20 protein-coding genes are annotated in these 24,263 nt (G+C 60.6%); 8 read left to right on the forward strand and 12 right to left on the reverse strand.

The features are described 5' to 3' along the window. Positions 1-30: 30 nt before the first annotated feature. From cheW to flhD, 7 genes are all read right to left on the reverse strand, one after another. Positions 31-534 carry a chemotaxis protein CheW gene (gene cheW / locus U0029_RS09685; RefSeq protein ID WP_114852822.1) on the reverse strand — a complete coding sequence of 168 codons (504 nt, stop codon included), beginning with the start codon at positions 532-534 and terminating at the stop codon, positions 31-33. Positions 535-547: 13 nt separating this feature from the next. Continuing rightward, positions 548-2,566: a chemotaxis protein CheA gene (gene cheA / locus U0029_RS09690; RefSeq protein WP_114852821.1), complete on the reverse strand. Its 2,019-nt coding sequence runs from the start codon at positions 2,564-2,566 to the stop codon at positions 548-550. 32 nt (positions 2,567-2,598) lie between these two features. Further along, entirely contained in the window at positions 2,599-2,979 is a 381-nt protein-coding gene (locus U0029_RS09695; protein ID WP_012417343.1) for a response regulator, read from the reverse strand. After that, entirely contained in the window at positions 2,954-3,928 is a 975-nt protein-coding gene (motB, locus tag U0029_RS09700) for a flagellar motor protein MotB (protein ID WP_114852820.1), read from the reverse strand. The genes U0029_RS09695 and motB overlap by 26 nt, the downstream gene beginning before the upstream one ends. Before the next feature lie 18 nt (positions 3,929-3,946). Beyond that, positions 3,947-4,822, reverse strand: a complete 876-nt coding sequence (gene motA, locus U0029_RS09705) for a flagellar motor stator protein MotA (protein WP_114852819.1) — start codon at positions 4,820-4,822, stop codon at positions 3,947-3,949. Positions 4,823-4,974: 152 nt separating this feature from the next. Further along, a complete protein-coding gene (gene flhC / locus U0029_RS09710; RefSeq protein ID WP_012417340.1) occupies positions 4,975-5,547 on the reverse strand; it encodes a flagellar transcriptional regulator FlhC in 573 nt (190 codons plus the stop codon). Between the two features lie 28 nt (positions 5,548-5,575). Next, on the reverse strand, positions 5,576-5,899 hold the full coding sequence (flhD, locus tag U0029_RS09715) for a flagellar transcriptional regulator FlhD (RefSeq protein ID WP_012417339.1): 324 nt from the start codon (positions 5,897-5,899) through the stop codon (positions 5,576-5,578). A gap of 406 nt (positions 5,900-6,305) precedes the next feature. Here flhD and U0029_RS09720 point away from each other — a divergent pair, with 406 nt between their 5' ends. Both U0029_RS09720 and U0029_RS09725 read left to right on the forward strand, forming a co-directional pair. Then, entirely contained in the window at positions 6,306-7,040 is a 735-nt protein-coding gene (locus tag U0029_RS09720; protein ID WP_012417338.1) for an RNA polymerase sigma factor FliA, read from the forward strand. A gap of 181 nt (positions 7,041-7,221) precedes the next feature. Next, positions 7,222-8,355: a flagellin FliC gene (locus tag U0029_RS09725; protein WP_012417337.1), complete on the forward strand. Its 1,134-nt coding sequence runs from the start codon at positions 7,222-7,224 to the stop codon at positions 8,353-8,355. A 94-nt stretch (positions 8,356-8,449) separates the two neighbouring features. Here the strand turns inward: U0029_RS09725 and U0029_RS09730 are convergent, their stop codons facing one another. The 4 genes from U0029_RS09730 to aceE form a co-directional block, all read right to left on the reverse strand. Continuing rightward, positions 8,450-10,045 (reverse strand): methyltransferase regulatory domain-containing protein, encoded by a 1,596-nt coding sequence (locus U0029_RS09730; RefSeq protein ID WP_162790402.1) that lies wholly within the window; start codon positions 10,043-10,045, stop codon positions 8,450-8,452. Positions 10,046-10,198: 153 nt separating this feature from the next. Further along, on the reverse strand, positions 10,199-11,956 hold the full coding sequence (gene lpdA / locus U0029_RS09735; RefSeq protein ID WP_114852817.1) for a dihydrolipoyl dehydrogenase: 1,758 nt from the start codon (positions 11,954-11,956) through the stop codon (positions 10,199-10,201). Between the two features lie 15 nt (positions 11,957-11,971). Next, positions 11,972-13,597, reverse strand: a complete 1,626-nt coding sequence (gene aceF, locus U0029_RS09740) for a dihydrolipoyllysine-residue acetyltransferase (protein WP_114852816.1) — start codon at positions 13,595-13,597, stop codon at positions 11,972-11,974. Between the two features lie 17 nt (positions 13,598-13,614). After that, positions 13,615-16,320 (reverse strand): pyruvate dehydrogenase (acetyl-transferring), homodimeric type, encoded by a 2,706-nt coding sequence (aceE, locus tag U0029_RS09745; RefSeq protein WP_114852815.1) that lies wholly within the window; start codon positions 16,318-16,320, stop codon positions 13,615-13,617. 522 nt (positions 16,321-16,842) lie between these two features. On the opposite strand from aceE, the gene U0029_RS09750 reads away from it, so the two are divergent. The 6 genes from U0029_RS09750 (at position 16,843) to U0029_RS09775 (ending at position 23,549) form a co-directional block, all read left to right on the forward strand. Beyond that, entirely contained in the window at positions 16,843-18,597 is a 1,755-nt protein-coding gene (locus U0029_RS09750; protein ID WP_114852814.1) for a PAS domain-containing sensor histidine kinase, read from the forward strand. Further along, positions 18,594-19,220: a response regulator transcription factor gene (locus U0029_RS09755; RefSeq protein WP_012417330.1), complete on the forward strand. Its 627-nt coding sequence runs from the start codon at positions 18,594-18,596 to the stop codon at positions 19,218-19,220. The genes U0029_RS09750 and U0029_RS09755 overlap by 4 nt, the downstream gene beginning before the upstream one ends. Further along, the gene (gene folD, locus U0029_RS09760; RefSeq protein WP_114852813.1) at positions 19,217-20,071 is read left to right on the forward strand and encodes a bifunctional methylenetetrahydrofolate dehydrogenase/methenyltetrahydrofolate cyclohydrolase FolD; all 855 of its coding nucleotides are present in this window, start codon (positions 19,217-19,219) and stop codon (positions 20,069-20,071) included. The genes U0029_RS09755 and folD overlap by 4 nt, the downstream gene beginning before the upstream one ends. A gap of 138 nt (positions 20,072-20,209) precedes the next feature. After that, positions 20,210-22,264, forward strand: a complete 2,055-nt coding sequence (locus U0029_RS09765; RefSeq protein WP_012417328.1) for a M3 family metallopeptidase — start codon at positions 20,210-20,212, stop codon at positions 22,262-22,264. Positions 22,265-22,598: 334 nt separating this feature from the next. Beyond that, positions 22,599-23,201 (forward strand): SCO family protein, encoded by a 603-nt coding sequence (locus U0029_RS09770; RefSeq protein ID WP_114852812.1) that lies wholly within the window; start codon positions 22,599-22,601, stop codon positions 23,199-23,201. Between the two features lie 96 nt (positions 23,202-23,297). Then, positions 23,298-23,549, forward strand: a complete 252-nt coding sequence (locus U0029_RS09775) for a GlsB/YeaQ/YmgE family stress response membrane protein (RefSeq protein ID WP_114852811.1) — start codon at positions 23,298-23,300, stop codon at positions 23,547-23,549. A 4-nt stretch (positions 23,550-23,553) separates the two neighbouring features. Here U0029_RS09775 and U0029_RS09780 read toward each other — a convergent pair whose 3' ends face one another. Beyond that, positions 23,554-24,255, reverse strand: coding sequence for an outer membrane protein (locus tag U0029_RS09780; RefSeq protein ID WP_162790401.1), 702 nt, complete (start codon positions 24,253-24,255; stop codon positions 23,554-23,556). Positions 24,256-24,263: the final 8 nt, after the last annotated feature.

The raw sequence follows: 24,263 nt of genomic DNA on the forward strand, positions 1-24,263 counted from the left end.
GCAGTTCGGCTGCGCCCCTGGGCCACGGCGCTAGGAAGCGACTTTCTCGACCAGCGCCATTTCGTCGCTGGTCATCAGTTTCTCGATGTCGACCAAAATGAGCATGCGCTCATCCACGGTGCCCAATCCGGTCAGGTACTCGGTGGACAGCGTGGCGCCGAACTCCGGCACCGGGCGGATCTGGGCGGTGTTAAGCATCAAGACATCCGATACACCATCCACCACGATGCCGACCACACGGCGCTCAAGGTTGAGGATGATGACAACGGTCTGCTCGTTGTATTCGACGCTGCCCAGGTTGAACTTGATGCGCAGATCGACGATGGGAACGATGATGCCGCGCAGATTGGTCACGCCCTTGATGAAGGGCGGCACGTTGGCGATGCGTGTCACGCCTCCGGCGTCATAGCCGCGGATTTCCTGCACCTTCAGGATATCGATGCCGTACTCTTCGGCACCCAGCGTAAACACCAGAAATTCGCTACCGATGCCTTCGGCGCGGCGGTTGTGTGCGTTGTGGGGATTGGCTGCCATGATAGGCTCTCCGTCAATTCAGAATGGCTTCGGGCTGGGCCCAGCGTTCGCGGTTGGAGCGGGCCAGGGCGAAAACATCAACGATCAGCGCGACGCTGCCGTCGCCCAGAATAGTGGCCGCCGAAATGCCCGGCACCTTGCGGTAATTGGATTCCAGATTTTTCACCACCACCTGATGCTGGCCAACGAGATGATCGACCAACAGCGCAAAACGGCGGTCCTCGGCCTGCATGATGACGGCAATGGCCTGCGTAGGGTCCGTCTGGGCGGCACCCACGGAGAACACGCGGTGCATCTCTACCAAGGGCAGGTATTCGCCGCGCACATGCATCACGCGCTCATTGCCCGCCACGGTATAGATCTGGTCTTGTTGCGGCTGCAAAGACTCGGTCACATGATTCAGGGGCAGAATGAAGGTCTCGCTACCCACACGCACCGACATGCCGTCCAGAATAGCCAGGGTCAGCGGCAGCACGATACGGGTCGTCGTGCCTGCGCCCTGCCGGCTGGAGAGTTGCACATGGCCGCCCATATCCTGGATATTGCGGCGCACCACATCCATGCCCACCCCTCGGCCCGAGATGTCCGTGACTTTCTCGGCTGTCGAGAAGCCCGGCGCGAAAATCAGCTGCCAAATATCTTCATCGGGTGAGTTTTCATTGACGGCCAGTCCTTGCGAAATCGCTTTCTTAAGAATCCGTTCGCGACTCAACCCCCCGCCATCGTCGCTGACCTCGATGACGATGTTGCCGCCATTGTGCTGGGCCGACAGCACGAGTTGGCCTACTGGGTCCTTGCCGGCCGCCACCCGTTTTTCGGGGGTTTCTATGCCGTGATCCAGGCTATTGCGTACCAGATGGGTAAGCGGATCGATAATGCGTTCGATCAGGCTCTTGTCCAGTTCGGTGGCGCGGCCAAAAGTCTGCAACTCGATCTGTTTGCCCATCTTGCCGGCGATATCTCGCACCAAACGCGGGAAACGGCTAAACACATAGTCCATCGGCATCATGCGGATGGACATGACCGCCTCTTGCAGATCTCGGGCGTTGCGTTCGAGCTGCTCCATGCCGTTGAGCAAGCGGTCATGCAGCACCGGGTCCAGCGTTGACGCCGTCTGCGCCAGCATGGCCTGCGTGATGACCAGTTCGCCCACCAGATTGATGATCTGATCGACCTTCTCGACACCGACACGGATCGAGGTTGATTCCTTGTCCGCATGATGCGGCGCAACCGCCTTCGGGGCGGCCGTCGCTACGGGAGCGGCCGCCGGTTTGGCTTCAACGGCGGCGGCGAGGCTGACGGCGGCTGGAGCGGATTCAGCGACCACGTCCGGTGCGCCCTCGCGGCGCAGCTCCATTTGATCGGCATCGATGATAAAGCAGCACACGGCCTCGATGTCCGCCGCCGAGCAGGTGGTTTCGACCCAAACCGTCAAGGTCTCTTCCCGACGCTCGGCCGCATGGACCTTGCCCAGGTTGCCCATCTCTTCCTGGATGGCGGCGGCATCCTTGTCGGATATCTTGCGAACATGCAAGCGCCAGGGCAGATCGCCGCTCTGCGCGGACGCAGCCGGCGGCTGCGGCGCCGCCACGGGCTCCGGTGCTGGCGCGGCGGCGGGCGCAAGCTCGCCGCGACCGTCCAGGGCAAGCTGGCGCAACACAGCGCAGATTCGTTCGAACACGGCGTCATCGGGCTCCTCGGAAGCGCGGTAGGCGTCGAGTTGGCTTTTGAGCACGTCTTTGGTTTCCAGAAAAATGTCCACCATGTCGGCACGCAGCGACATCTCGCCGCGACGAATGGCATCCAACAGGTTTTCGAGCAAATGCGTAGTTTCGGCCAGCTTCTGAAAGCAGCCGAACGTGGCTGCCCCGCCCTTGATAGAGTGCGCGGCGCGAAAAATCGCATTGAGCTGTTCAATGTCGGGCGCGCCGACGTCCAGCTCCAGCAAAAGCTGCTCCATTTGCGCGAGCAGCTCATCCGCTTCGTCGAAGAACGTTTCGTAGAACTGGCTGAGGTCCAGACCTGAACTCATGAACGGTATGCCTTCTAAACAACTGAACTTGTCTAATCCTGAGACTGCTCGCCCAGCAGTTCCGAGGTCAATTCCACCAGCGTATCGGGGTCGAGAGGCTTGTGAAGCCAGCCGCAAACGCCGAGGTCGCGGGCGGCCGTCTTGCTATCCCCGTCATCCTCGGTTGTCAGCACCAGCACGGGCACATCCTCGTACCCATGCTCCTGCCGCAAACCCTGAATCAACCCCAGGCCTCCCATGACCGGCATATTCCAGTCACTGACCACCAGATCCACCTCATGCTGGCGCGCGAGCGCCAGCGCCTCCTGGCCATTGGCCGCGGCCAGCACCTGCCAGCCTGCGGAGGTCAGGGCCGCTTTGACGATCATCCGCATTGTTGCGGAGTCATCAGCTACCAGAATCGTTGCCGTCATGCCCGTTCGTTACTCCTGCCGAGGTGCGCCCCTGGCTATTGTTGTGATCTGTCACGGCCTGCCCGACACCCTGCGCATCGCGAGAGGACACATCGGCGGCCGCCGCGTTCTCAGCCTCGATGCGGCGCTGCGTTTTTTCATTGAGCACCACCAGGCTGATACGCCGGTTAACGGCAGCATAAGGATCATCTTTAACGATACTCATGCTCGAAGCCAGGCCTTGAATCCGCATTACCTTGCCTTCTGTCATGCCGCCTGCCACCAATTCCTGGCGCGACGCATTAGCGCGGTCGGTCGACAACTCCCAATTGCTATAGGCGCGCTCGCGGCGCGCGTATTGAGTAGCGTCGGTATGCCCAGAGATGCTGACCTTATTAGGCAGGTCGTTGAGCACGGGACCCAGTTCGCGCAGAATATCGCGCATATAGGGCTGCACCTGGGCGCTGCCGGTGGCGAACATCGGGCGGTTCTGGCTGTCAACGATCTGTATCCGCAAGCCTTCCGTCGTCAGATCTATCAATAACTGCGGACGAAAATTTTTCAGCACCGGGCTGTTATCGATCACTGCCTCAAGACGGCGCTTGAGCGACTCCAGGCGATGACGGTCACGCCGATCGGCGTCAGGTTGCGCTTCTACACGGTTGCCGTCGGCGCGACGCACCTCGCCTTTGCTACGCAGGGGGTCCGAGCCGCCGCCCGGGATGGCGCTGGTTTCGGCCGAAGAATTGGGCCCGCCGGTCAGCGCCACGCGCAACGGCATGCGGAAATAATCCGCAATGCCCTTGAGCTCCTCGCGCGGCACGATGCTGACCAGCCACATCACCAAAAAGAAAGCCATCATCGCGGTGATGAAATCCGCGTAAGCGATCTTCCAGCTACCGCCGTGGTGCGCCTTGGCGCTGGATCGCTTGCGGCGAACCACGACCCGGTGATTGTTGACCGTGCTCATCGCTCAAACACTCCCGCTTCAGGCGCGGCCAGTGGCCGTCGTCTTGGCCTGGCGCACGTGCTCTTCGAGCTCGCCAAAAGACGGGCGCACGGCCGAGAACAACACTTTGCGGCCGAATTCCACGGCCAGTTGCGGCGGGTAGCCGTTCATGCTGGCCAGCAAAGTCACCTTGATGCACTCCAGCACTTTGACGGACTCCGTCGTGCGGCGCTCCACGCGCGAAGCCAGCGGCGCCACAAAGCCGTAGGCCAGCAACACCCCCAGAAAAGTGCCCACCATCGCCTTGGAAATCAGATCGCCCAGCACGGCGGGAGGTTGATCGACCGCCGCCAGCGCCTTGATCACACCCAGCACGGCCGCCACGATACCAAAAGCAGGCAGGCCGTCAGCCACCTGTTGCAAGGCATGGGTGGGGACCTCACGCTCATGGCGAAAGGTTTCGATTTCTTCGTCCATCAGCGTTTCGATCTCGAACGAGCTCATATTGCCGCTAATCATGATGCGCAGATAATCCGTGATGAACTCCATCAATTTGGGGTCCTTCATGATGCGCGGATACTCGTTGAAGATGGGGCTGGACGACGGATCTTCGATATGCGATTCGATCGCCATCAAGCCCTCGCGCCGCGCTTTGTTCAGCAATACATACAGAAGCGCCATCAGCTCCATGTACAGGTCTTTGCTGTAAGGCGCGCTCTTGAAAGCGCGAGGAATTGCCTGGCGCACCAGCACCAGCGACTTACGGCTGTTGCCGGCAAGAAATGCTCCCAATGCGGCGCCTGCGATCAGCGTCAGCTCAAAGGGCTGGTAAAGCGCGCCGAGATGGCCGCCCAGCCCGATGAAGCTGCCGACCACCGCGACGATCACCACCGCATATCCGATCACTACCAACATATCAGGCCTCTGCCGTCGAATCTAAAAATCAACGCCAATGATCGCCCGATCCCCCCTCCGCAAAAACGCGGGTTACGGGGAGAATTTCGGGGCTTTTGACGTATTTGCCGCCCTTAAGGCTGCCGTTTGCGGGCCGTATAGGCCCATGCGCGTCAGGATTGCGCCAAGGCTTGGCCCGCGGCGCGTGCGCGCGCCGCTGCCCTTGTCTTTCCGGCACGGGGTGGCGGGCGGCAGATGGCGCACACGAAGTCGGTCTGTGGATCGTGGGCGTGGGCGATGAAATGACCGCCGCACTGACGGCAGGCGGACAACTGCAGCATACCGCTATCAAAAAAGCGCACCAGCATCCAGGCCCGAGTGAAACTCAGCACAGGCTCTGCCGCCGGCGCGCCGCAGGTATCCACACCCGCATGTTCGACATAAAGGCGGTAAGCGTCGATAACAGCGCGTACACCCTTGCTCTTGGTGCGTGTATTCAAAAAAGAAAACACGTTATAGAACAGCGAAGAATGGATATTCGGCAGCCAGGTCATGAACCAGTCAACCGAAAAAGGCAACATGCCCTTGGGAGGGGAACAACCTCGAATCTCGCGATAGAGTCGCGCCAGGCGGTCATGACTCAGATTGGTTTCGGCTTCCAGGACCTGCAGCCTTGCGCCCAGCGTAATCATGGCGCTGGCGAGCAGGATCTCGTCAGCTTCCTGCGCAACGCTCTTTATCGCCATGACGGCGCTCCCTCACTTCGCAATGCCATCATGCAATCTCTTCAACAGGCTGCTTAGCCAGCAAAATGGTCGCGTGAGCCTGTTGCAGCGCGCCGCCCAGCACGTCCTGAGTCAAGGCGGACAACAGCCCGTAATCATCAAAACGGAACCGGCACAGCACAGAACTCGAGCTGGCCAACTTTACCAATTGGGCGGGCGAAAGGCGCATCAGAATGTCTGCCACCTCGGTACTAAAACCAAGGCGAAACATCGAGGCGGCATGATCTTGACGCAGCATACGCTGCGCCAACAACAGGTACGACAGGTTGACTTCGCGGATATCCGCGAGTAACGAGCTGTCAGTGGTGTTCAAGGCTTACTCCAGTACTAGGACGATTCGGTACAGTCGACGCGCGTAGCCAGACCTCCGCACACCCGAACTCCGTGCAGCGATCTATTTTTCGTCATAATGCGAAATGTATCAGTTAATCGCAATTTGATGAAAATTTAACACGCCATATGTGATTCTCTATGACAAAAATGAATAATCATTGATATTTCTTCTGACTTATATGATTTTTCCCGAAATTGTTACAGCTATTTCAGATATTACATCGCAAACCTGTAAATAAACGCTCAAAACGCTGAGTGCTTACCCGAATGGCGAGCCGCAATTCATTGACAATTTCGGCTTGGAGATAAGCCTTCGCTTACTCACTTCGGCCGTTGCAACATTGCAACAATGTGACCTGCAGCAACAACCTGCCGCCTATATCTGAATGCCCAACGCAGAAGAAAGCCTGGTCCAATACTCGCCGCTGGTGCGCAAGCTGGCTCTGCAACTGCTAGCTCGCCTGCCCGCCAGCGTCCAGCTCGACGACCTGATACAGGCCGGCATGATCGGCCTGCTCGATGCCGTGCGCCGCTATCAGAAAAACCCCGACGCACAATTCGAAACCTATGCCACGGCTCGCATACGCGGCGCCATGCTGGACGAGTTGCGCAGCCAGGACTGGCTGCCGCGCAGTGTGCGCAGCAAAAGTCGCCGCATCGAAACCGCCATCCAGCGCCAGGAGCAGGTGCTGATGCGACCGCCCACGGAAATTGAAATCGCCCAAGAATTGGGCCTGCCGCTGGATGAATATCAAGCCATGCTGTCGGATGCCCAGGGCATTCAGATCCTGCATTACGAAAATATCGATGCCGAAGGCGACGGCGACTGGCACGAAGGCGCGGGCGATGGCGGCGGCAATCCACTGAACGCCCTGCTCGCCGCCGACCTGCGCGCCAGCCTGATTCAAGCCATCGAACGCTTGCCCGAGCGCGAACAATTGCTGCTGTCGCTCTATTACGAGCAGGGCCTGAATCTCAAGGAAATCGGCGCGGTGCTTAATGTGACCGAAGCACGGGTTTGCCAACTCCGCACCCAGGCTACCGCCCGCCTGCGCAGTCATCTGCAAGAAATGGCCTGGGCCAAACTGCCCGAGCCACAACTGCTGTCGCATGTGATCTGACGCGCAGCCACCGGGGTTTTGTAAAAAGTTTGTAACTGCCCTACAAACCCCTAAAGATCCCAAAGCCACGGACGTTATTCAGGCAACGGGCGATGTGCAATGCAAAGCAAGGACACATCCCCGTCGATCACGGGCGGCCCCGCTGCCCAGTTTGAAGAAGCCTTTCTCTTGGGAGCTACTCATGGCTGCTGTTATCAATACCAATTACCTGTCGCTGGTTGCCCAAAACAACCTGAACAAGTCGCAATCCGCTCTGGGCTCGGCCATCGAGCGCCTGTCCTCGGGTCTGCGTATCAACAGCGCAAAGGATGATGCCGCCGGCCAGGCCATCGCCAACCGTTTCACCGCCAACGTCAAGGGTCTGACCCAGGCTGCCCGTAACGCCAACGACGGTATCTCGATCGCTCAAACGACCGAAGGCGCCCTGAACGAAATCAACAACAACCTGCAACGCATCCGCCAACTGACGGTTCAAGCCACCAACGGCACGAACTCGCAGACCGATCTGGATTCGATCCAGGCTGAAGTCACCCAGCGTCTGGAAGAAATCACCCGCGTCTCCGAGCAGACCCAGTTCAACGGCGTGAAGGTCCTGGCCAAGGAAGGCAAGCTGTCCATTCAGGTTGGCGCCAACGACGGCGAAACCATCGAAATCGATCTGAAGCAAATCGATGCCAAGACCCTGAAGCTGGACTCGCTGACCCTGAACAGCGCCCAAGACGCCAAGGCCACTGTCGCCGCTGACGTCGTTGCATTCACCGGCACCGCTAACGCCGCCGCCAAGGTCCCGACCGTCACCGCCGTCACGGGCACCACTGACTTGGGCACCGCCGCTCCGGCAGCTGGCGACGTGTCGATCGTAACCGACAAGAACGGCAACCTGTGGGCCAAGGTCGACGCAGTCGCCGGCGCCTCCCGCAAGGGCGTCGCCGCTGGCGACTCGTTGTACGTCGCCATCAAGAAGGAAGACATCGCGATCGCCACCGACGGCACCGCCACGATTGCCTCGGTGGACTTCAGCAAGGCCGCCAAAGCACAAACCGAGAGCCCGCTGGCCGCGATCGACAGCGCCATGCAAACCGTCGACAACCTGCGCAGCGACCTGGGCGCGATCCAGAACCGCTTCGAATCGACGATTGCCAACCTGAACAACACGGTGAACAACCTGTCGGCCGCTCGTTCGCGCATCGAAGATGCCGACTACGCCACCGAAGTGTCGAACATGACCAAGGCGCAGATCCTGCAACAAGCCGGCACCTCGGTGCTGGCCCAGGCCAACCAAGTGCCGCAAACGGTGCTGTCGCTGCTGCGTTAATGCAGCGCGAGACTGGGGACCGCTTCGCGGCCTCCAGTCGGGCGAAAAAAGCATGCCCCTCGCGGGCATGGCAAGCAGGCGCGGCATCAGGCCTTCAGGCATCGCCCAGCACCACGCCCCGACGGCGCAGCAAAAGCGTGAGTTCTCGCACCATGTTCGTTGCCAAGGCGCTCAAGTTACGCTGCCCCTTGCGCGAGACACCATCATTACCCGGCACATCACCACGCTGCAAGGCCTGGCTCAGCTCTGCGGCCACGCGCTTAAGTTCAAAGCCTCGCTCCAGCTCCTCCACAATCCAGTATTGCGCTGGCGTGAGACTCAGGCTCAGCGTCTCATGCCAGGCATTGAAACAACCCACGCCTCTCGGGCCCTCCCAGTTGCGCCGGGCTAGATAGGCGAATCCCGGCACCAGACTGGCCGCACCGGCTTCTTCGTAGGGGTCGTCACCCAAAGACAAGTGCAACACACCCTGAGCAAACAAGGTTTGGATGGCGCTGCTCAGTACGCGCTGGCGCTCCTGCGTATCCGCCACCCTTTCGGTCAACGCCTGATCGAGCGCTTCCCATCCCAAACTCCGCGGCCAAGCCTCACCCAGCGCCTTGACCAAGGGTTCAATGCCCGGCTCGGCGCCGCTGATGAACTGCTGACGCCGCGAGGTGTACCCGGCAGGCTGGCCATCCTGGGCCGGCTTCACCACAAAGGGCGCGGCGAAGCGCAGATCGCGCAGGCGGCCAAGATCGGGCAGAGCTGTGGTGCCGCGTTCTCCATGCACCAACAACGCCTTGCGGAAACTGCGGCTCACTGCAAAATCCAGAAACTGCTGCCGCATGATTTTATTTTGACCCAGCGCTATCACGCTTTGCGTCAATTGCACATTGGGGCCATAGGTAGCCGCCAGTTCCGTGTTCGGCTCACTGTCACCCACATAGGTCAGGCCGGCCTGCACAGCGGCATCAGCGAATTCGACCAGATAGCAAGGCGTATTGACCAGCGCCAGATGCTCATGCAAGAGGTAGTAATCGGATTGCGAGCGCAACTGTTCCACGAGCGCGCGCAGCGCATTGCCCATACCGTTACCGGGCGCCAGACCATCGGTCAACACCGTGAACATCGCTTTCGCTCGTCCCAGACGCTCTTGCTCAGTCTGCGCGCCATGGCTGGCCAGCAAGACAGCATCGCGCACCACATCCCCCGCCTTCCAGCCTGGATAGGTATTAAAGCTAACGTAGGCAATACCCTGAGGCGACAGATTCTCATTGCAAATTCGCAGAATGGCCGTCTTGACATCGGGCGGCACCCAGCTAAACACGCCATGCGCCACGATGTAATCGAACTGCCCGAATGCCGGCGTGATGTCCGTCAGGCTCATGGCGTGCAACTGCATATTCTTCACGCCCAGGTCATTGATCACTTCCTGACCCTGCGCCACCTGCACGGAGGACAAATCGACGCCGACTACCGTGGCCTCGGGATACATCAGCGCGAAAGGCAGTAGATTGCCGCCCGCCGCGCACCCCAACTCCAGCACCCGTGCGCGAGCCAGGGGCACCGTCTCGACGCCATATAGGTGCGCGGCAGCCCGGATATGACCAGGTGCCGTGTAGAAATGCGCGTTCGACTCATAGGGACGAGAGTCGTAATCCGCCTCAATCTGCTTGTTCTGAAGTTTGGTTGATTGTGGCGTGTTCAAGTCCACCTCCTGTCATGAAAAAGTGCATGCGGCGCGAGCGTAGCAGCAGCCCGCCCGAAATCGGCGAACTACAGGAGAAAATCCCGCTTCAACATCTCGCCAAAAGCAAGAAAGCCGCCCGTGGGCGGCTTTCTTGCTTTTTAGGCTTGCGCCTTACTTTTTACGCTGCGGCGGCAAGTCCGTGCACACGCCTTCGGCGACTTCGGCGGCCATGCCGACAGATTCGCCCAGGGTCGGGTGGGGGTGGATGGTCTTGGCGATATCTACCACATCGGCGCCCATTTCAACGGCCAGCGCGATTTCGCTGATCAGATCGCCGGCGTGCGTGCCAACAATGCCCCCACCCAGAATGCGATGGGTCTCGGCGTCGAAGATGAGCTTAGTGAAGCCCTCATCGCGACCATTGGCGATGGCGCGGCCCGAAGCTGCCCAGGGGAAGACCCCCTTCTCGATCTTGATGCCCTGCTTTTTGGCCTCGTCTTCTGTCAGGCCCACCCAGGCCACTTCAGGATCGGTGTAAGCCACCGACGGAATGACGCGGGCGTCGAAGAAGGACTTCTGGCCGGCGGCGACTTCGGCCGCCACATGGCCTTCGTGCACGGCCTTATGCGCCAACATGGGCTGGCCGACGATGTCGCCGATGGCGAAGATGTGCGGCACATTGGTGCGCATCTGGCTGTCGACTTCGATGAAGCCGCGGTCGGTCACTGCCACGCCCGCCTTGTCGGCGGCGATCTTCTTGCCGTTGGGGCTACGGCCCACGGCCTGCAACACCAGGTCATAGCGTTGCGGCGCTGTCGGAGCGCCCTCGCCCTCAAAACTCACGTAAATGCCGTCGGCGCGCGCCTCGGCGCCCACCGTCTTGGTCTTCAACATAATGTTGTCGAAGCGGCCGGCATTCATCTTCTGCCATACCTTGACCAAATCTCGGTCCGCGCCCTGCATCAGGCCATCGAGCATTTCCACCACATCCAGGCGGGCGCCCAAGGTGGAATAGACCGTGCCCATTTCCAGGCCGATGATGCCGCCACCGATGATCAACATCTTCTTGGGGATCTCGCGCAGTTCCAAAGCCCCCGTCGAATCGACGATGCGATCGTCCTTAGGCAGGAAGGGCAGTTTCACCGACTGACTGCCTGCGGCGATGATGGCGTTCTTGAAGCGGATGGTCTGCGTCTTGCCATCGGCGGCCTTGACCGTCAGATGGTAAGGATCGGCAAACTCGCCCACACCCGTCACGACTGTCACCTTGCGCGCGCGAGCCATGCCAGCCAAACCGCTGGTCAGCTTGTTGACGACGCTTTCTTTGTAGCCACGCAGCTTGTCCAATTCGATCTTGGGCTCGCCAAAGCTGATGCCGTGCGCAGCCAGCGCGCGCGCCTCATCGATAACCGCCGCGTTGTGCAGGAGCGCCTTCGACGGAATGCAACCCACGTTCAGGCACACGCCGCCCAGGGTGGCGTAACGCTCCACCAGCACCGTAGACAGACCCAAATCGGCGGCACGGAAAGCGGCCGAATAACCGCCGGGGCCCGCGCCCAGCACCAACACGTCGCACTCCAGATCGGCCGAACCGCCAAACGATGCCGCTGCGGGCGCTGCTGCCTGGGCTTCGGTTTTCAGGGCTTCGGTCTTTGGGGCCTCGGCCTTGGGGGCCGCAGCGGCGGCCTGGCCGGCCTCGACTTCGAGGATGACCGAGCCTTCAGCGACCTTGTCGCCCACCTTGATCTTGAGCGACTTCACGACGCCGCCCTCGGAGGCGGGGATTTCCATCGAGGCCTTGTCGGACTCGACGGTAATCAGGCTTTGGTCGGCCTTGATGGTGTCGCCAACGGCCACCAGCACTTCGATGACTTCCACCTCTTTGAAGTCACCGATGTCCGGTACCTTGATTTCCTTGAGATTGCTCATCGTCTCTCCCGGCGCTTACAGCGCGATGCGGCGGAAATCGGCCAGAAGCTGGCCGAGGTAAGCATTGAAGCGGGCCGCAGCGGCGCCGTCGATGACGCGGTGGTCATAGGACAGCGACAGCGGCAGCATCAGGCGCGGCACGAACTGCTTGCCGTCCCAGACCGGCTTCTGGGCCGAACGCGACAGACCCAGAATGGCGACTTCAGGCGCATTGATAATGGGCGTGAAGTGCGTGCCGCCGATGCCGCCCAGCGACGAAATCGAGAAGCAGCCCCCTTGCATGTCGGCCGGCGAAATCTTGCCGTCGCGGGCCTTCTTGGCCAGCTCGGAGGTCTCGCGGGCCAGTTCGAAAATGCCTTTTTTGTCGGCGTCGCGCACGACAGGCACCACCAGCCCATTCGGCGTATCCGCTGCAAAGCCGATGTGGAAGTATTGCTTGTAGACGAGGGTGTCGCCGTCCAGCGAGGCATTGAACTCGGGGAATTTTTTCAATGCCGCCACGACCGCCTTGATCACGAAAGCCAGCATCGTAACCTTGACGCCCGACTTCTCATTCTCTTTGTTCAGTTGTACGCGCAAGGCTTCGAGGTCGGTGATGTCCGCTTCGTCATTGTTGGTGACGTGGGGGATCATGACCCAGTTGCGATGCAGGTTGGCACCGGAAATCTTCTTGATACGCGACAGCGGCTTAGGGTCCACCGGGCCGAACTTGCTGAAGTCCACCTTGGGCCAGGGCAAAAGGCCCAGCGCAGCGCCATCAGCCGACCCGGCGGCCGTGCTGGCGGCCGGGGCGGCCGACAGCGCATTCTTGACAAAGCCGCGCACGTCGTCGGCCAGAATACGACCCTTGGGACCACTACCCGACACGCGCGACAGATTCACACCCAGCTCACGGGCGAACTTACGCACCGACGGCGAAGCGTGCGGCAACTGACCCGGCTTGAGGTCAGGATCTTGCAAGGCCTGGGTGGGCGAAGGACGGGCCGGGGCAGACACGGCGGCCGCAGTAGCCACCGGCGCCGCAACAGCGGCCGCAGCCGCCGGCGCAGCAGCAGGCGCAGCAGCAGCAGCGCCCTCCACGACCAGAATCACGTCGCCCTTGTTGATACGCTCGCCCACCTTGACCTTGATGGCCTTGACCACGCCGCCCGCCGAAGCGGGGATTTCCATCGAGGCCTTATCCGACTCGACGGTAATCAGGCTTTGTTCGGCCTTGATGGTGTCGCCAACAGCCACCAGCACTTCGATGACTTCGACGTCCTTGAAGTCGCCGATATCCGGCACGGCGATATCCATCGGGCCGCCGTTGCCAGCGGCTGCCGGAGCCGCCGCTGCCGCTTGGGGTGCGGCTTCGGCCTTGGGCGCAGGCGCTTCAGCCTTGGGCGCGGACGCTTCGGCAGCGCCTGGCTCGACCTCGAGAATGACAGCACCCTCGGCGACCTTGTCGCCCACCTTGATCTTGACCGACTTCACGACGCCACCCTGCGAAGCGGGGATTTCCATCGAAGCCTTGTCGGATTCGACGGTAATCAGGCTTTGTTCCGCCTTGATGGTGTCGCCGGGGGCCACCAGCACCTCGATCACTTCCACTTCTTTGAAGTCACCGATGTCGGGAACCTTGATTTCCACGATATTGCTCATGTTTGTCTACCCTCGCCTCAAGCGTATTGCGGATTGGCCTTGTTCGGGTTGATGCCGTACTTCTTGATCGCCTCGGCGACCTTGGCAACCGGCACCTTGCCTTCGTCGGCCAGCGCCTTGAGCGCGGCCAAGACCACGAAGTGGCGATCCACTTCAAAGTGCTCGCGCAGTTTGCTGCGGAAATCCGAACGACCGAAACCGTCGGTACCCAACACCTTGTACTCGCGACCCTTGGGCACGAAGGGACGAATTTGATCAGCGAACAGCTTCATATAGTCGGTCGACGCAATAATCGGACCGTCAGTAGAAGACAGTTGCTCGGTCACATAGGCCACCTGAGCCGGCTGCTCCGGGTTCAGCAGATTAAAGCGCTCGACATCCAGGCCATTGCGGCGCAGCTCGGTAAAGCTGGTCACGCTCCAGACATCGGAAGCCACGCCCCAATCGGCCTCAAGCAGATCCTGCGCCGCCATGACTTCGCGCAGAATGGTGCCCGAGCCCATCAGTTGCACACGGGCCTTGCCCTTGCCCTTGGACTGCAGCTTGTACATCCCCTTGATGATGCCTTCCTCATCGCCCGCCTTCAAACCCGGCTGGGGATAGTTTTCGTTCATCACCGTCAGGTAGTAATACACGTTCTCCTGGTCTTCGACCATGCGCTTCATGCCGTGCTGAATGATGACAGCCAGCTCATGAGCGAAGGTCGGGTCATAAGAGACACAGTTCGGAATGGTCGAGGCCAGCAAATGGCTATGGCCATCCTCGTGCTGCAAGCCTTCGCCGTTCAAGGTGGTGCGCCCTGCCGTGCCGCCCAGCAAGAAACCGCGCGCCTGCATGTCGCCCGCCGCCCAGGCCAGATCGCCCACGCGCTGGAAGCCGAACATCGAGTAATAGATGTAGAACGGCACCATGATGCGGTTGTTGGTGGAGTACGACGTGGCCGCCGCGATCCACGAGCTCATTGCACCCGCTTCGTTGATGCCTTCCTGCAAAAGCTGGCCGTCGGAGGCTTCGCGGTAGTACATGACCTGGTCTTTATCAACCGGCGTGTACTTCTGGCCTTCCGGCGCGTAGATGCCAATCTGGCGGAACAGGCCTTCCATGCCGAAAGTGCGCGATTCATCAGCCAGGATGGGCACGACACGCGGGCCGATCTGCTTGTCGCGCAGCACTTGGTTCAGCACGCGCACAAAAGCCTGGGTGGTCGAAATCTCTCGGCCTTCGGCGGTAGGTTCAAGCACCGCCTTGAATGCGTCCAGTGCGGGCACCTTCAGCACTTCATCGGCCTTCTGGCGGCGCTTGGGCAAGTAGCCGCCCAAAGCCTTGCGGCGCTCGTGCAGATACTTCATTTCAGGCGAATCTTCGGCCGGTTTGAAGTAAGGCAGCTTTTCGAGTTGATCATCAGCAATGGGAATGCCGAAACGATCACGGAATTCGCGGATCGATTCCAGTTCCAGCTTCTTTTGCTGGTGGGTCGGGTTCTTGGCCTGACCCACCTGGCCCATGCCATAACCCTTGATGGTCTTGGCCAGAATGACGGTCGGCTGACCCTTATGCTTGTTCGCCGCATCGAAGGCGGCGTAAACCTTGTGCGGATCGTGGCCGCCACGGTTCAGGCGCCAGATGTCTTCGTCGCTCATACGGGCAACGGCTTCCAGCAGCTTGGGGTGCTTGCCGAAGAAATGTTCGCGCACGAACTTGCCGTCGTTGGCTTTGTACGCCTGGTACTCGCCGTCAACGGTTTCTTCCATGATCTTACGCAGGATGCCTTCCTTGTCATGGGCAAGGAGAGGATCCCAATAGCCGCCCCAGATCAGCTTGATCACGTTCCAGCCCGAACCGCGGAAGTCGCCTTCCAGTTCCTGGATGATCTTGCCGTTGCCACGCACCGGGCCGTCCAGACGCTGCAAATTGCAGTTGATCACGAAAACCAGGTTGTCGAGCTTTTCACGCGCCGCCAGGGCGATGGCACCGAGCGACTCGGGCTCGTCCATTTCGCCGTCACCGCAGAATACCCAGACCTTGCGCTTGCTGGTGTCGGCAATGCCACGGGCATGGAGATACTTCAGGAAACGGGCCTGATAAATGGCCATCAGCGGGCCCAGACCCATGGACACCGTCGGGAACTGCCAGAAATCCGGCATCAGCTTCGGATGCGGATAGGAAGACAGGCCCTTGCCGTCGACTTCCTGGCGGAAGTGGTTCAGTTGATCTTCGGTCAGGCGACCTTCGAGATAGGCGCGGCCATACATGCCGGGCGAAGTGTGACCCTGGAAGTAGACCAGATCGCCGCCGTGATCCTCGCTCTCGGCGTGCCAGAAATGGTTTTGACCGCAGCCGATCATAGTGGCCAGCGAAGCGAAGGAGGCGATATGGCCGCCGAGATCGCCGCCATCGGGCGGGTTATGCTTATTGGCCTTGACCACCATCGCCATCGCGTTCCAGCGCACATACGAGCGGATGCGTGCTTCCAGTTCGAGATTGCCCGGATGCGTGGGCTCCAGGCCCGGCGGAATGGTGTTCACATAGGCGGTATTGGGCGAAAACGGGATGTGGGCGCCGGAGCGGCGGGCCTCATCAATCAGGCGCTCGAGCAGGTAGTGGGCGCGCTGCGGGCCTTCGCGGTCAAGGACCGCGGCCAGGGCTTCCAACCACTCCTGAGTTTCTTGGGTGTCTTCGTCGTTGACGGCCAAAAGGCCGCCGGCCTGAGCGGGAGAGGACATCGTGTGTCTCCTGATGGGGTTTCTTGGACCACACCCCGCATTCTTGTAGGCGGGGTACAGAAGTTGATGCACGCCGACGCCGCCAGGGCGGTCGCCAACCATCGAAGCGCGCATTCTAAGTAGCTAGCTTAGCCTGGGGCAAGAAAAATTTCATGTTGCGATACGACATTTCACAATATGAAAATCTGACGTTTTTCTGAATTCCTACGCCGAGCCCAAGCCGAGCGCCGCGCAAGCCAACCACTGTGCGAAGCCCAGCCGGAAACCCCGTCTGGCCGGTACGACCATGATCGACCACAATCAACGCAGAAGCACTAGGCACACCACCTTGACGCTGCGCAGCTTAGACGGTTTTACTCGCAAAACCACGTCCAAAAAAGGCGGTTTAGCACCATAACTTGTGCGGTGCAGCATGAAAATATGCCGCCTACCCCCCTCTGATACGGGGTAAACCCCTGCCAAGGCGCCGGCACGGGCGGCGCATTACCCTTAAAATACGCTGCCTGAAGGCCCCGCATCTCCATGTCCAGTACACCAAAGTCTTCGATCCCGAAATCCTTTCACGCCCACGCCCGCTCACGTCGGCGCGGCCTGTACTGGGTCACGCCCGCTCTGGTGCTGGTGCTCTATATATGTGTCATGGGGATGTTTTTCTGGTTACAGCGCATCCATGACGATAGCGTCATGTTTGTGACCATCGACCAGGAGTTGCGCCAGCAGCGCCTAATATGGGTTGTGTTGGCGCTGTCCTGCGTGATCATCATCAGCTTGCTGATGCTATGGCGTTACACCCGTTTTCGCTCAACGGCCGAGGCCGCCCTGATTGCCGAAACCGGCTTTCGCCGAGCCATGGAAAACTCCATGTCGACCGGCATGCGTGTGCTCGACATGAAAGGCCGAATTGCCTATGTCAATCCGGCTTTCTGCCGCATGATAGGCTGGAACGAGGCCGATCTCATCGGCCGCAGCCCGCCCTTCCCGTATTGGGTGCCGGGCCGCCATGAACAGCATCAGCACACGCTAGACCTTCTAACGTCGGGGAAAACGCCCTCCAGCGGCCTGGAAGTCGAAGCCCAGCGGCGCGATGGCTCGCGTTTCACGGCGCGCATGTATGTGTCGCCGCTGCTCGACCCCAACGGGACCCAGATCGGCTGGATGACCTCCATGACCGACATCACCGAGCCCAAGCGCATCCGCGAAGCCCTGACCGCCGCGCACGAACGCTTCATGACGGTGCTCGAAGGCCTGGACGACGCGATCTCGGTCACGGCCGATACGCATGACGGCTTAGAACTGCTGTTCGCCAACCGCACCTACCGCCGTGTATTCGGCGCGCAAACTGGCGGCCACGACGAGCTGCTTGCGGGCCGCCGCGGCCGTTTTACCGATGAATCGGTCGAGGTGTTCGTGCAGTCGGTGCAGCGCTGGTTCGAGGTGCATCACCGCATGCTCGCCTGGACCGACGGACGCCGCGTACGCATGCAGGTGGCCCGCGACATCACCGAACGCCGCACGCACGAAGAGGCTTCGCGTTTACAGCAAGAAAAAATCCAGATCACCAGCCGTCTCACCACCATGGGAGAAATGGCGTCTTCGCTGGCGCACGAGCTGAACCAGCCACTGACGGCCATCGCCAACTACAGCATGGGCGCCGTGGCGCTGGTCAAGGCGGGTCACACCAGCCCCAACATGCTGCTGCCCGCGCTGGAAAAAGCCGCCGCCCAGGCCGAACGCGCGGGCAAAATCATCAGCCGCATCCGCGAATTCGTCAAACGCAGCGAACCGCGCCGCCAGCGCGTGCCCATCAGCCGCATCGTCGACAATGCCATCGGCTTCGCAGAAATTGACGCGCGCAAGCGCCGCATCCGTATCGACCGCTACGTCCCGTCGACGGCGCCCGATGTGCTTGCTGACCCTATCCTGATCGAACAGGTTCTGCTCAACCTGTTGAAGAACGGCCTGGAGGCGATGGAAAACAGCGACTCCGACGAGCTCAAGGTTGCGGTCATTCCGCAGGAGAACCAGATCGAGGTGGCCGTGGTCGACCGCGGCCACGGCATCGCCGAGCCCGAGCGGCTCTTTGAACCTTTCTTCAGCACCAAGTCCCAAGGTTTGGGCATGGGCTTGAATATCTGCCGTACCATTATCGAATCGCACCACGGTCGTCTGTGGGCCGATCCGAACCCCGCTGGCGGGACTATATTCCGCTTTACCCTGCCCTGCGCCGCGCCCGAAACGCCGGCCCAGCATGACCAGTCCGAGGAGTTGCACGCATGAACACCCCCCACCTGTCGAGCACGGTATACATCGTCGATGACGACGAAGCTGTCCGCGACTCCCTGCGCTGGCTGCTTGAAGCCAACGGTTACCGCGTGCGCGCTTTCGCCAGCGCCGAGTCCTTTCTGGACGAATACGACACCAGCCATGTTGGTGTGCTCATCGCTGACGTGCGCATGCCCGGCATGAGCGGCCTGGAACTCCAGGAGCAACTGATCGCGCGCAATTCGCCCATGCCCATCGTCTTTATCACCGGCCACGGCGATGTGCCAATGGCGGTATCTACGATGAAAAAAGGTGCGATCGACTTCCTTGAAAAGCCCTTTAACGAATCTGACCTGCGCGAGACCGTCGCGCGCATGCTGGAACAAGCCGCGCAGCGGATCTCCAAGCATCAGGCCCAGAAAGACCACGAAGCCATGCTGGCGCGCCTGACCGCGCGCGAGCAGCAGGTGCTGGAGCGCATTGTCGCCGGCCGCTTGAACAAGCAGATCGCCGACGATCTGGGCATCAGCATCAAGACCGTCGAAGCGCATCGCGCCAACATCATGGAAAAACTTGAAGTGACCACCGTAGCCGACCTGATGAAAGTCGCCTTGGCCAAACCCGAGGCCCACGCATGACCGCTAGAATCATTGATGGCGTCGCGCTGTCGCAGCGCATCCGCGAAGAAGTCGCCGAACGCGCGGCCGCCCTCACAGCCCAGGGCGTGCGCCCGGGCCTGGCCGTCGTCCTCGTGGGCGAAGATCCGGCCTCGCAAGTGTATGTGCGTAACAAAGTGGCCGCCTGCGAAAAGGCCGGCCTGCATTCCGTCAAAGAGCAGTACCCGGCCGATCTCAGCGAGGCGGACCTGCTCGCCCGCATCGACGCCCTGAACCGCGATCCGTCCATTCACGGCATCCTGGTGCAACTGCCCCTGCCTGCCCACCTGGACTCGCACAAGGTCATCGAAGCCATCGCACCCGAGAAAGACGTTGACGGTTTTCATATCAGCAACGCCGGCCTGCTCATGACGGGACAGCCGCTGTTCCGCCCCTGCACGCCCTATGGCGTCATGAAAATGTTGGAATCCGAGGGCGTGACGCTGCGCGGCGCCGAGGCGGTCGTGGTGGGCGCCAGCAATATCGTCGGCAAGCCGATGGCCATGCTGCTGCTGGCGGCAGGCGCAACGGTCACGATCTGCAACTCCAAGACCCGTGACCTGGCCGCCCAGACACGCCGCGCCGACGTGCTCGTGGTGGCAACAGGCCGCCCGCGCATGATCACGGGCGACATGATCAAGCCTGGCGCTGTCGTCATCGACGTCGGCATCAACCGCGGCGATGACGGCAAACTCTGCGGCGACGTGGACTTCGCCAGCGCGCAGCAAGTCGCTGGCGCCATCACGCCGGTTCCCGGCGGCGTCGGCCCCATGACGATCGCCATGCTGATGGTCAACACGCTGGAAGCGGCCGAACGCACGCTAACCCCCTGAGTCCGCCGTTTTGCCCGACAAGACGCCTGCTTCGCATCGTCTCATGCGAAGCAGGCGTCTTGCATTCCGGCGCATACTCCCTATATAGATAGCATCGTTCGCCGCTGCGCGGCGTTTCCCTATTTTTATCGGATGCCCATGACTCAGAACCCGCTGCTCGCCCCCGTATCCGGACTGATTGATTACGCTGCCGTTCAACCCGAGCACATCCTTCCTGCCATCGACGAACTGCTGGCGCTCGCGCGCGAAGCAGTCGAGGCCGCCGCGCAACCAGCTCTGCCCGCCACCTGGGAAGCCGTTGTCGAACCGCTGGACACCCAGACCGAACGGCTATGGCGCGCTTGGTCGGTTGCGGGCCACCTGAACGCCGTGGTCAATACGCCGCAACTGCGTGAAGCCTATAACGCCGCCCTGCCCAAGGTGACCGAGTTCTCTACCTGGGTTGGCCTGCACGAAGGTCTTTACCGTCAGTATCAGCGCCTGGCCGCAACCCCCGACTTTGCCCAATGGAGCCCCGTGCGCCGTCGCGTGGTGGAACTCGCTCTGCGCGACTTTCGCTTGAGCGGTGTCGAACTCCAGGGCGAGGCAAGAGAACGCTATGCCGAGATCTCCGATCGCGAAGCCCAGGCATCGCAGAAGTTCTCCGAGAACGTGCTAGACGCCATCGACGCCTGGTCATTGCACCTGGACAACGCCAGCCGCCTCGACGGCCTGCCGGACGATGTCAAGCAGGCAGCCGCAGACGCTGCCCGCGCGCAGGGTCGCGAGGGTTATCTGCTGACGCTCAAAATGCCCTGCTATCTGCCCGTCATGCAATATGCCCGCGACCGCGCGCTGCGCGAAACGCTGTATCGCGCCTACGGCACGGTGGCTTCGGAACAGGGCGATGGCCGCTTCGACAACTCGTCGCTAATCGAAACTCTATTGAACCTACGAGCTGAAGAAGCGAGCCTGCTCAGTTTCTCCAGCTTTGCTCAACTGCGTCTGCAAACCCGCATGGCGCGCAGCGCAGCCGAGGTCACCGGCTTTCTGCGCGACCTGGCGCGCCGGGCCAAGCCGCACGCACAGCGCGATCTGGCCGAATTGCGCGCCTTCGCGCAAACCGAACTGGGGCTGTCCGATCTTCAGCCCTGGGACATGGCGTTTGCATCGGAACGACTGCGCGAAACGCGCTATGCCTATTCCGAAGACGAAATCAAACAGTACTTCACCGAACCCCGTGTGCTGACCGGCTTGTTCGAGGTTATCGAGACCCTGTTCGACGTCCGCCTGCGCGAGGCCGAGCTATCCACCTGGCACAAGGACGTGCGGGGCGTGCGAGTGGAGTCCGCGTCTGGCCATACCCTGGGCTATCTCTACCTCGACCTCTATGCCCGCTCTGGCAAACAAAGCGGCGCCTGGGTGGATAGCGAACGTGCCCGCCGCCTGATTGCCGGTCAGGTTCAAACGCCCGTGGTTTACCTGACGTGCAATTTCTCGCGCCCAAATGGACAGCGTGCCGCCTTGCTGACCCATGACGATGTCATTACCCTTTTCCACGAAACAGGACACGCCCTGCATGCCCTGCTCTCCGAGGTTGACGAACCGGGGGCCGCGGCGTTTGCCAGCGTGGAATGGGACGCCATCGAATTACCCTCCCAGTTCATGGAAAACTTCTGCTGGGAATGGACCGTCGTGCAAAAACTGTCGGCCCATGTTGACAGCGGCGAGCCACTGCCTCGCGCCCTTTACGAGCGTCTGCTGGCGGCCCGCAATTTCCAGAGTGGCATGCAGGCCGTGCGGCAAATTGAATTTGCGCTGTTCGATATCCTGATGCACGACCGGGCCAAGGGCATGCCCATCGGCGATGTCATGGCCTTGCTGGACACCGTTCGCGCTGAAGTGGCCGTGCTTTTCCCGCCGCCATGGCATCGTTTCCCGCATGCCTTCTCCCATCTGTTCGCCGGAGGCTATGGCGCGGGCTATTACAGCTACAAATGGGCAGAGGTCCTTTCCGCCGACGCTTACGAGGCTTTCGAAGAGGCGGCTCAGGCCGGCGACACGCTTGATCCGGAAACGGGTCTGCGTTTCCGCCGCGAAATTCTCGCCGTGGGCGGCGCCCGTCCGGCGGCAGAATCATTCGCGGCATTCCGGGGCCGCGCCCCGCGCATCGACGCCTTGTTGCGCCATAGCGGCATGCTTGAAGCCGCCTGAACCCGGGCCCAGGTATTCAAGCCGGACATCAGCAGCCAAGCGGGAATGCAACGATAGCTGCTACCCCGCAACAAGCCCGTAGCAGGCCTGTTGCGGGGTAGCCCGCTTCTGGCAGCGACAATACCTTCATGAGGGTAAGGCCAACGCATGTTCGAATGCGCTTGGGCTTGGGTTCATCCACCTTGTGCAGCATGATGTCCTCATCGCCGCAATGCGTCATCAACAGATGCAAGCGCTCCAGCTAAGTCTTAAGGCAGCCTTTTTCGACTCCGGATACTTGAACCCGTTAGAATCTCGGGCGATTTCCAGTCCTGTATCAAGCTTGCCTCCCTCCATGTTGTTCAGATTCTTGTCCGGCCGCGCCTGGAGCGTGCTGTTACTGTCCTGCTGTTTAACTGCCTGTGGTGACCGTCCAGTCTGGGCGCTCCAAGATGCCAGCAATCTCCCCGATCTCAAATTTCAACTGCCGGCAGCAGGCGGTAAAACCCTCAACAGCGATGAACTCAAGGGCAAAATCGTCTTAATGTTCTTCGGCTATGTAGGCTGCCAGGACAACTGCCCCGAAACCTTGACGCAGTTAAGCTCGGTATTGAAACATCTGGGCGAAGCGGCAAAAAATGTGCGTCTGGTTTATGTCAGCCTCGATCCGCAGCGTGATACGCCAGATATCGTCCAGGCCTATGCGAACACCTTCAATAAGCCAACCATCGGTCTGAGCGGCACGGACAAACAAATCGAGGAGCTGGCCCGGCGCTACCAAGTGGCCTATCAGGCTGAAACGCCGCAGCCCGGCGCAGATCACTACGCCATTACGCACAGTCAGGAGGTGTATATCTTCGACAAGCAAGGCCGCGCCCGCCTGCTGGCCAGCAAGGCAGATAGCGTGTCAGCAATCTCAAAAGACTTGCAACAACTGCTGACACTAACGGGCAACTGAGAAATCCGTAAGCATTTTTCGTACAAGTTTTAAACCATGACGGGCGGAGCGCATGGGTATGATGCCCTTCAACATCCTCTGCAAAGGAGTAAGCGCATGAGCATCATCATCATGATCATCGTCGGCTTTATCGTGGGCTTGATTGCCCGCGCCCTGATGCCTGGCGACCAGAGCATGGGAATCGTCATGACCGCCGTGCTGGGCATCGTGGGCTCTGTGGTGGCGGGTTATCTGGGCCAATCGCTGGGATGGTATGCGCCCGGCGAACCCGCAGGCTGGATTGGCTCGGTCGTTGGCGCGATTCTGGTACTAGCCATCGTCGGACTGATCGCCAGGAAACGCGCCTGATCCATCAGAACCGGTAGCGCACACCCAAAGAGACTTCATGCGCCTCAGGACGCGCGTGCAAGTGCGCGCCCGGTTCCGCTCCCTCTTCGGCCAGCGCACCCGTTTTGGCTGTCGCCATGCGGATATAGCGATACCCCAGATCGACACTCATGTCCTTGGTCAGGGCATACGAGGCGCCCACGCCCAGACTGGCCGTGAACAGCGTTTGGCTACGACGCCCGAAACTGCCATGTTGCGGCTCTTTATCCGCCGAAGTCTGGGTGAAATCCGCCTTCATACGACTGGCGGTCAAGCCCAGGCCCACGCTGCCATAAAGCGAGAATTTGTCACCCAGCGGAATATCGCGGTAGACATTGAACATGAGCCGCTGTGAGCTGACATGGGTTTTGAGATCCAGGGCCTCGCCCATCATCTGCCGCTTGAAGCGGTAAGTCTGGGAGCCCGACAAACCCAGCTCAGCTTCCACCCGCCACTCTGGCGTCAGGTAGTAACCCAGGGCCAGGGCGCCTAACAGATGGTTCTCCCGGTCGCTCGAACCGATCTTGACATCATCATCCCCGAAATGCCCTTTTACATCTTTCAGGCGCTCGAATTCACCCGCGACACGGGCACCGACGTAAAAATCCCCCGATTGGGCCTGGGCGAACGGCGCCATGAGCGTAAAAGATGTGCAGGCAATGAGGGAAGCAAACAAACGATTCGACATAGCAATCA

It is taken from the genome of Bordetella avium, from assembly GCF_034424645.1.
In the GTDB taxonomy this organism is placed as follows: domain Bacteria; phylum Pseudomonadota; class Gammaproteobacteria; order Burkholderiales; family Burkholderiaceae_B; genus Bordetella; species Bordetella avium.

Bases quoted from the DNA above. Each gene is read 5' to 3' on its own strand.
- cheW (WP_114852822.1), bottom strand. From the start codon at position 534: ATGGCAGCCAATCCCCACAACGCACACAACCGCCGCGCCGAAGGCATC.
- cheA (WP_114852821.1), bottom strand. From the start codon at position 2,566: ATGAGTTCAGGTCTGGACCTCAGCCAGTTCTACGAAACGTTCTTCGAC.
- U0029_RS09695 (WP_012417343.1), bottom strand. From the start codon at position 2,979: ATGACGGCAACGATTCTGGTAGCTGATGACTCCGCAACAATGCGGATG.
- motB (WP_114852820.1), bottom strand. From the start codon at position 3,928: ATGAGCACGGTCAACAATCACCGGGTCGTGGTTCGCCGCAAGCGATCC.
- motA (WP_114852819.1), bottom strand. From the start codon at position 4,822: ATGTTGGTAGTGATCGGATATGCGGTGGTGATCGTCGCGGTGGTCGGC.
- flhC (WP_012417340.1), bottom strand. From the start codon at position 5,547: ATGGCGATAAAGAGCGTTGCGCAGGAAGCTGACGAGATCCTGCTCGCC.
- U0029_RS09720 (WP_012417338.1), top strand. From the start codon at position 6,306: ATGCCCAACGCAGAAGAAAGCCTGGTCCAATACTCGCCGCTGGTGCGC.
- U0029_RS09725 (WP_012417337.1), top strand. From the start codon at position 7,222: ATGGCTGCTGTTATCAATACCAATTACCTGTCGCTGGTTGCCCAAAAC.
- lpdA (WP_114852817.1), bottom strand. From the start codon at position 11,956: ATGAGCAATCTCAAGGAAATCAAGGTACCGGACATCGGTGACTTCAAA.
- aceF (WP_114852816.1), bottom strand. From the start codon at position 13,597: ATGAGCAATATCGTGGAAATCAAGGTTCCCGACATCGGTGACTTCAAA.
- aceE (WP_114852815.1), bottom strand. From the start codon at position 16,320: ATGTCCTCTCCCGCTCAGGCCGGCGGCCTTTTGGCCGTCAACGACGAA.
- U0029_RS09750 (WP_114852814.1), top strand. From the start codon at position 16,843: ATGTCCAGTACACCAAAGTCTTCGATCCCGAAATCCTTTCACGCCCAC.
- U0029_RS09755 (WP_012417330.1), top strand. From the start codon at position 18,594: ATGAACACCCCCCACCTGTCGAGCACGGTATACATCGTCGATGACGAC.
- folD (WP_114852813.1), top strand. From the start codon at position 19,217: ATGACCGCTAGAATCATTGATGGCGTCGCGCTGTCGCAGCGCATCCGC.
- U0029_RS09765 (WP_012417328.1), top strand. From the start codon at position 20,210: ATGACTCAGAACCCGCTGCTCGCCCCCGTATCCGGACTGATTGATTAC.
- U0029_RS09770 (WP_114852812.1), top strand. From the start codon at position 22,599: ATGTTGTTCAGATTCTTGTCCGGCCGCGCCTGGAGCGTGCTGTTACTG.
- U0029_RS09775 (WP_114852811.1), top strand. From the start codon at position 23,298: ATGAGCATCATCATCATGATCATCGTCGGCTTTATCGTGGGCTTGATT.
- U0029_RS09780 (WP_162790401.1), bottom strand. From the start codon at position 24,255: ATGTCGAATCGTTTGTTTGCTTCCCTCATTGCCTGCACATCTTTTACG.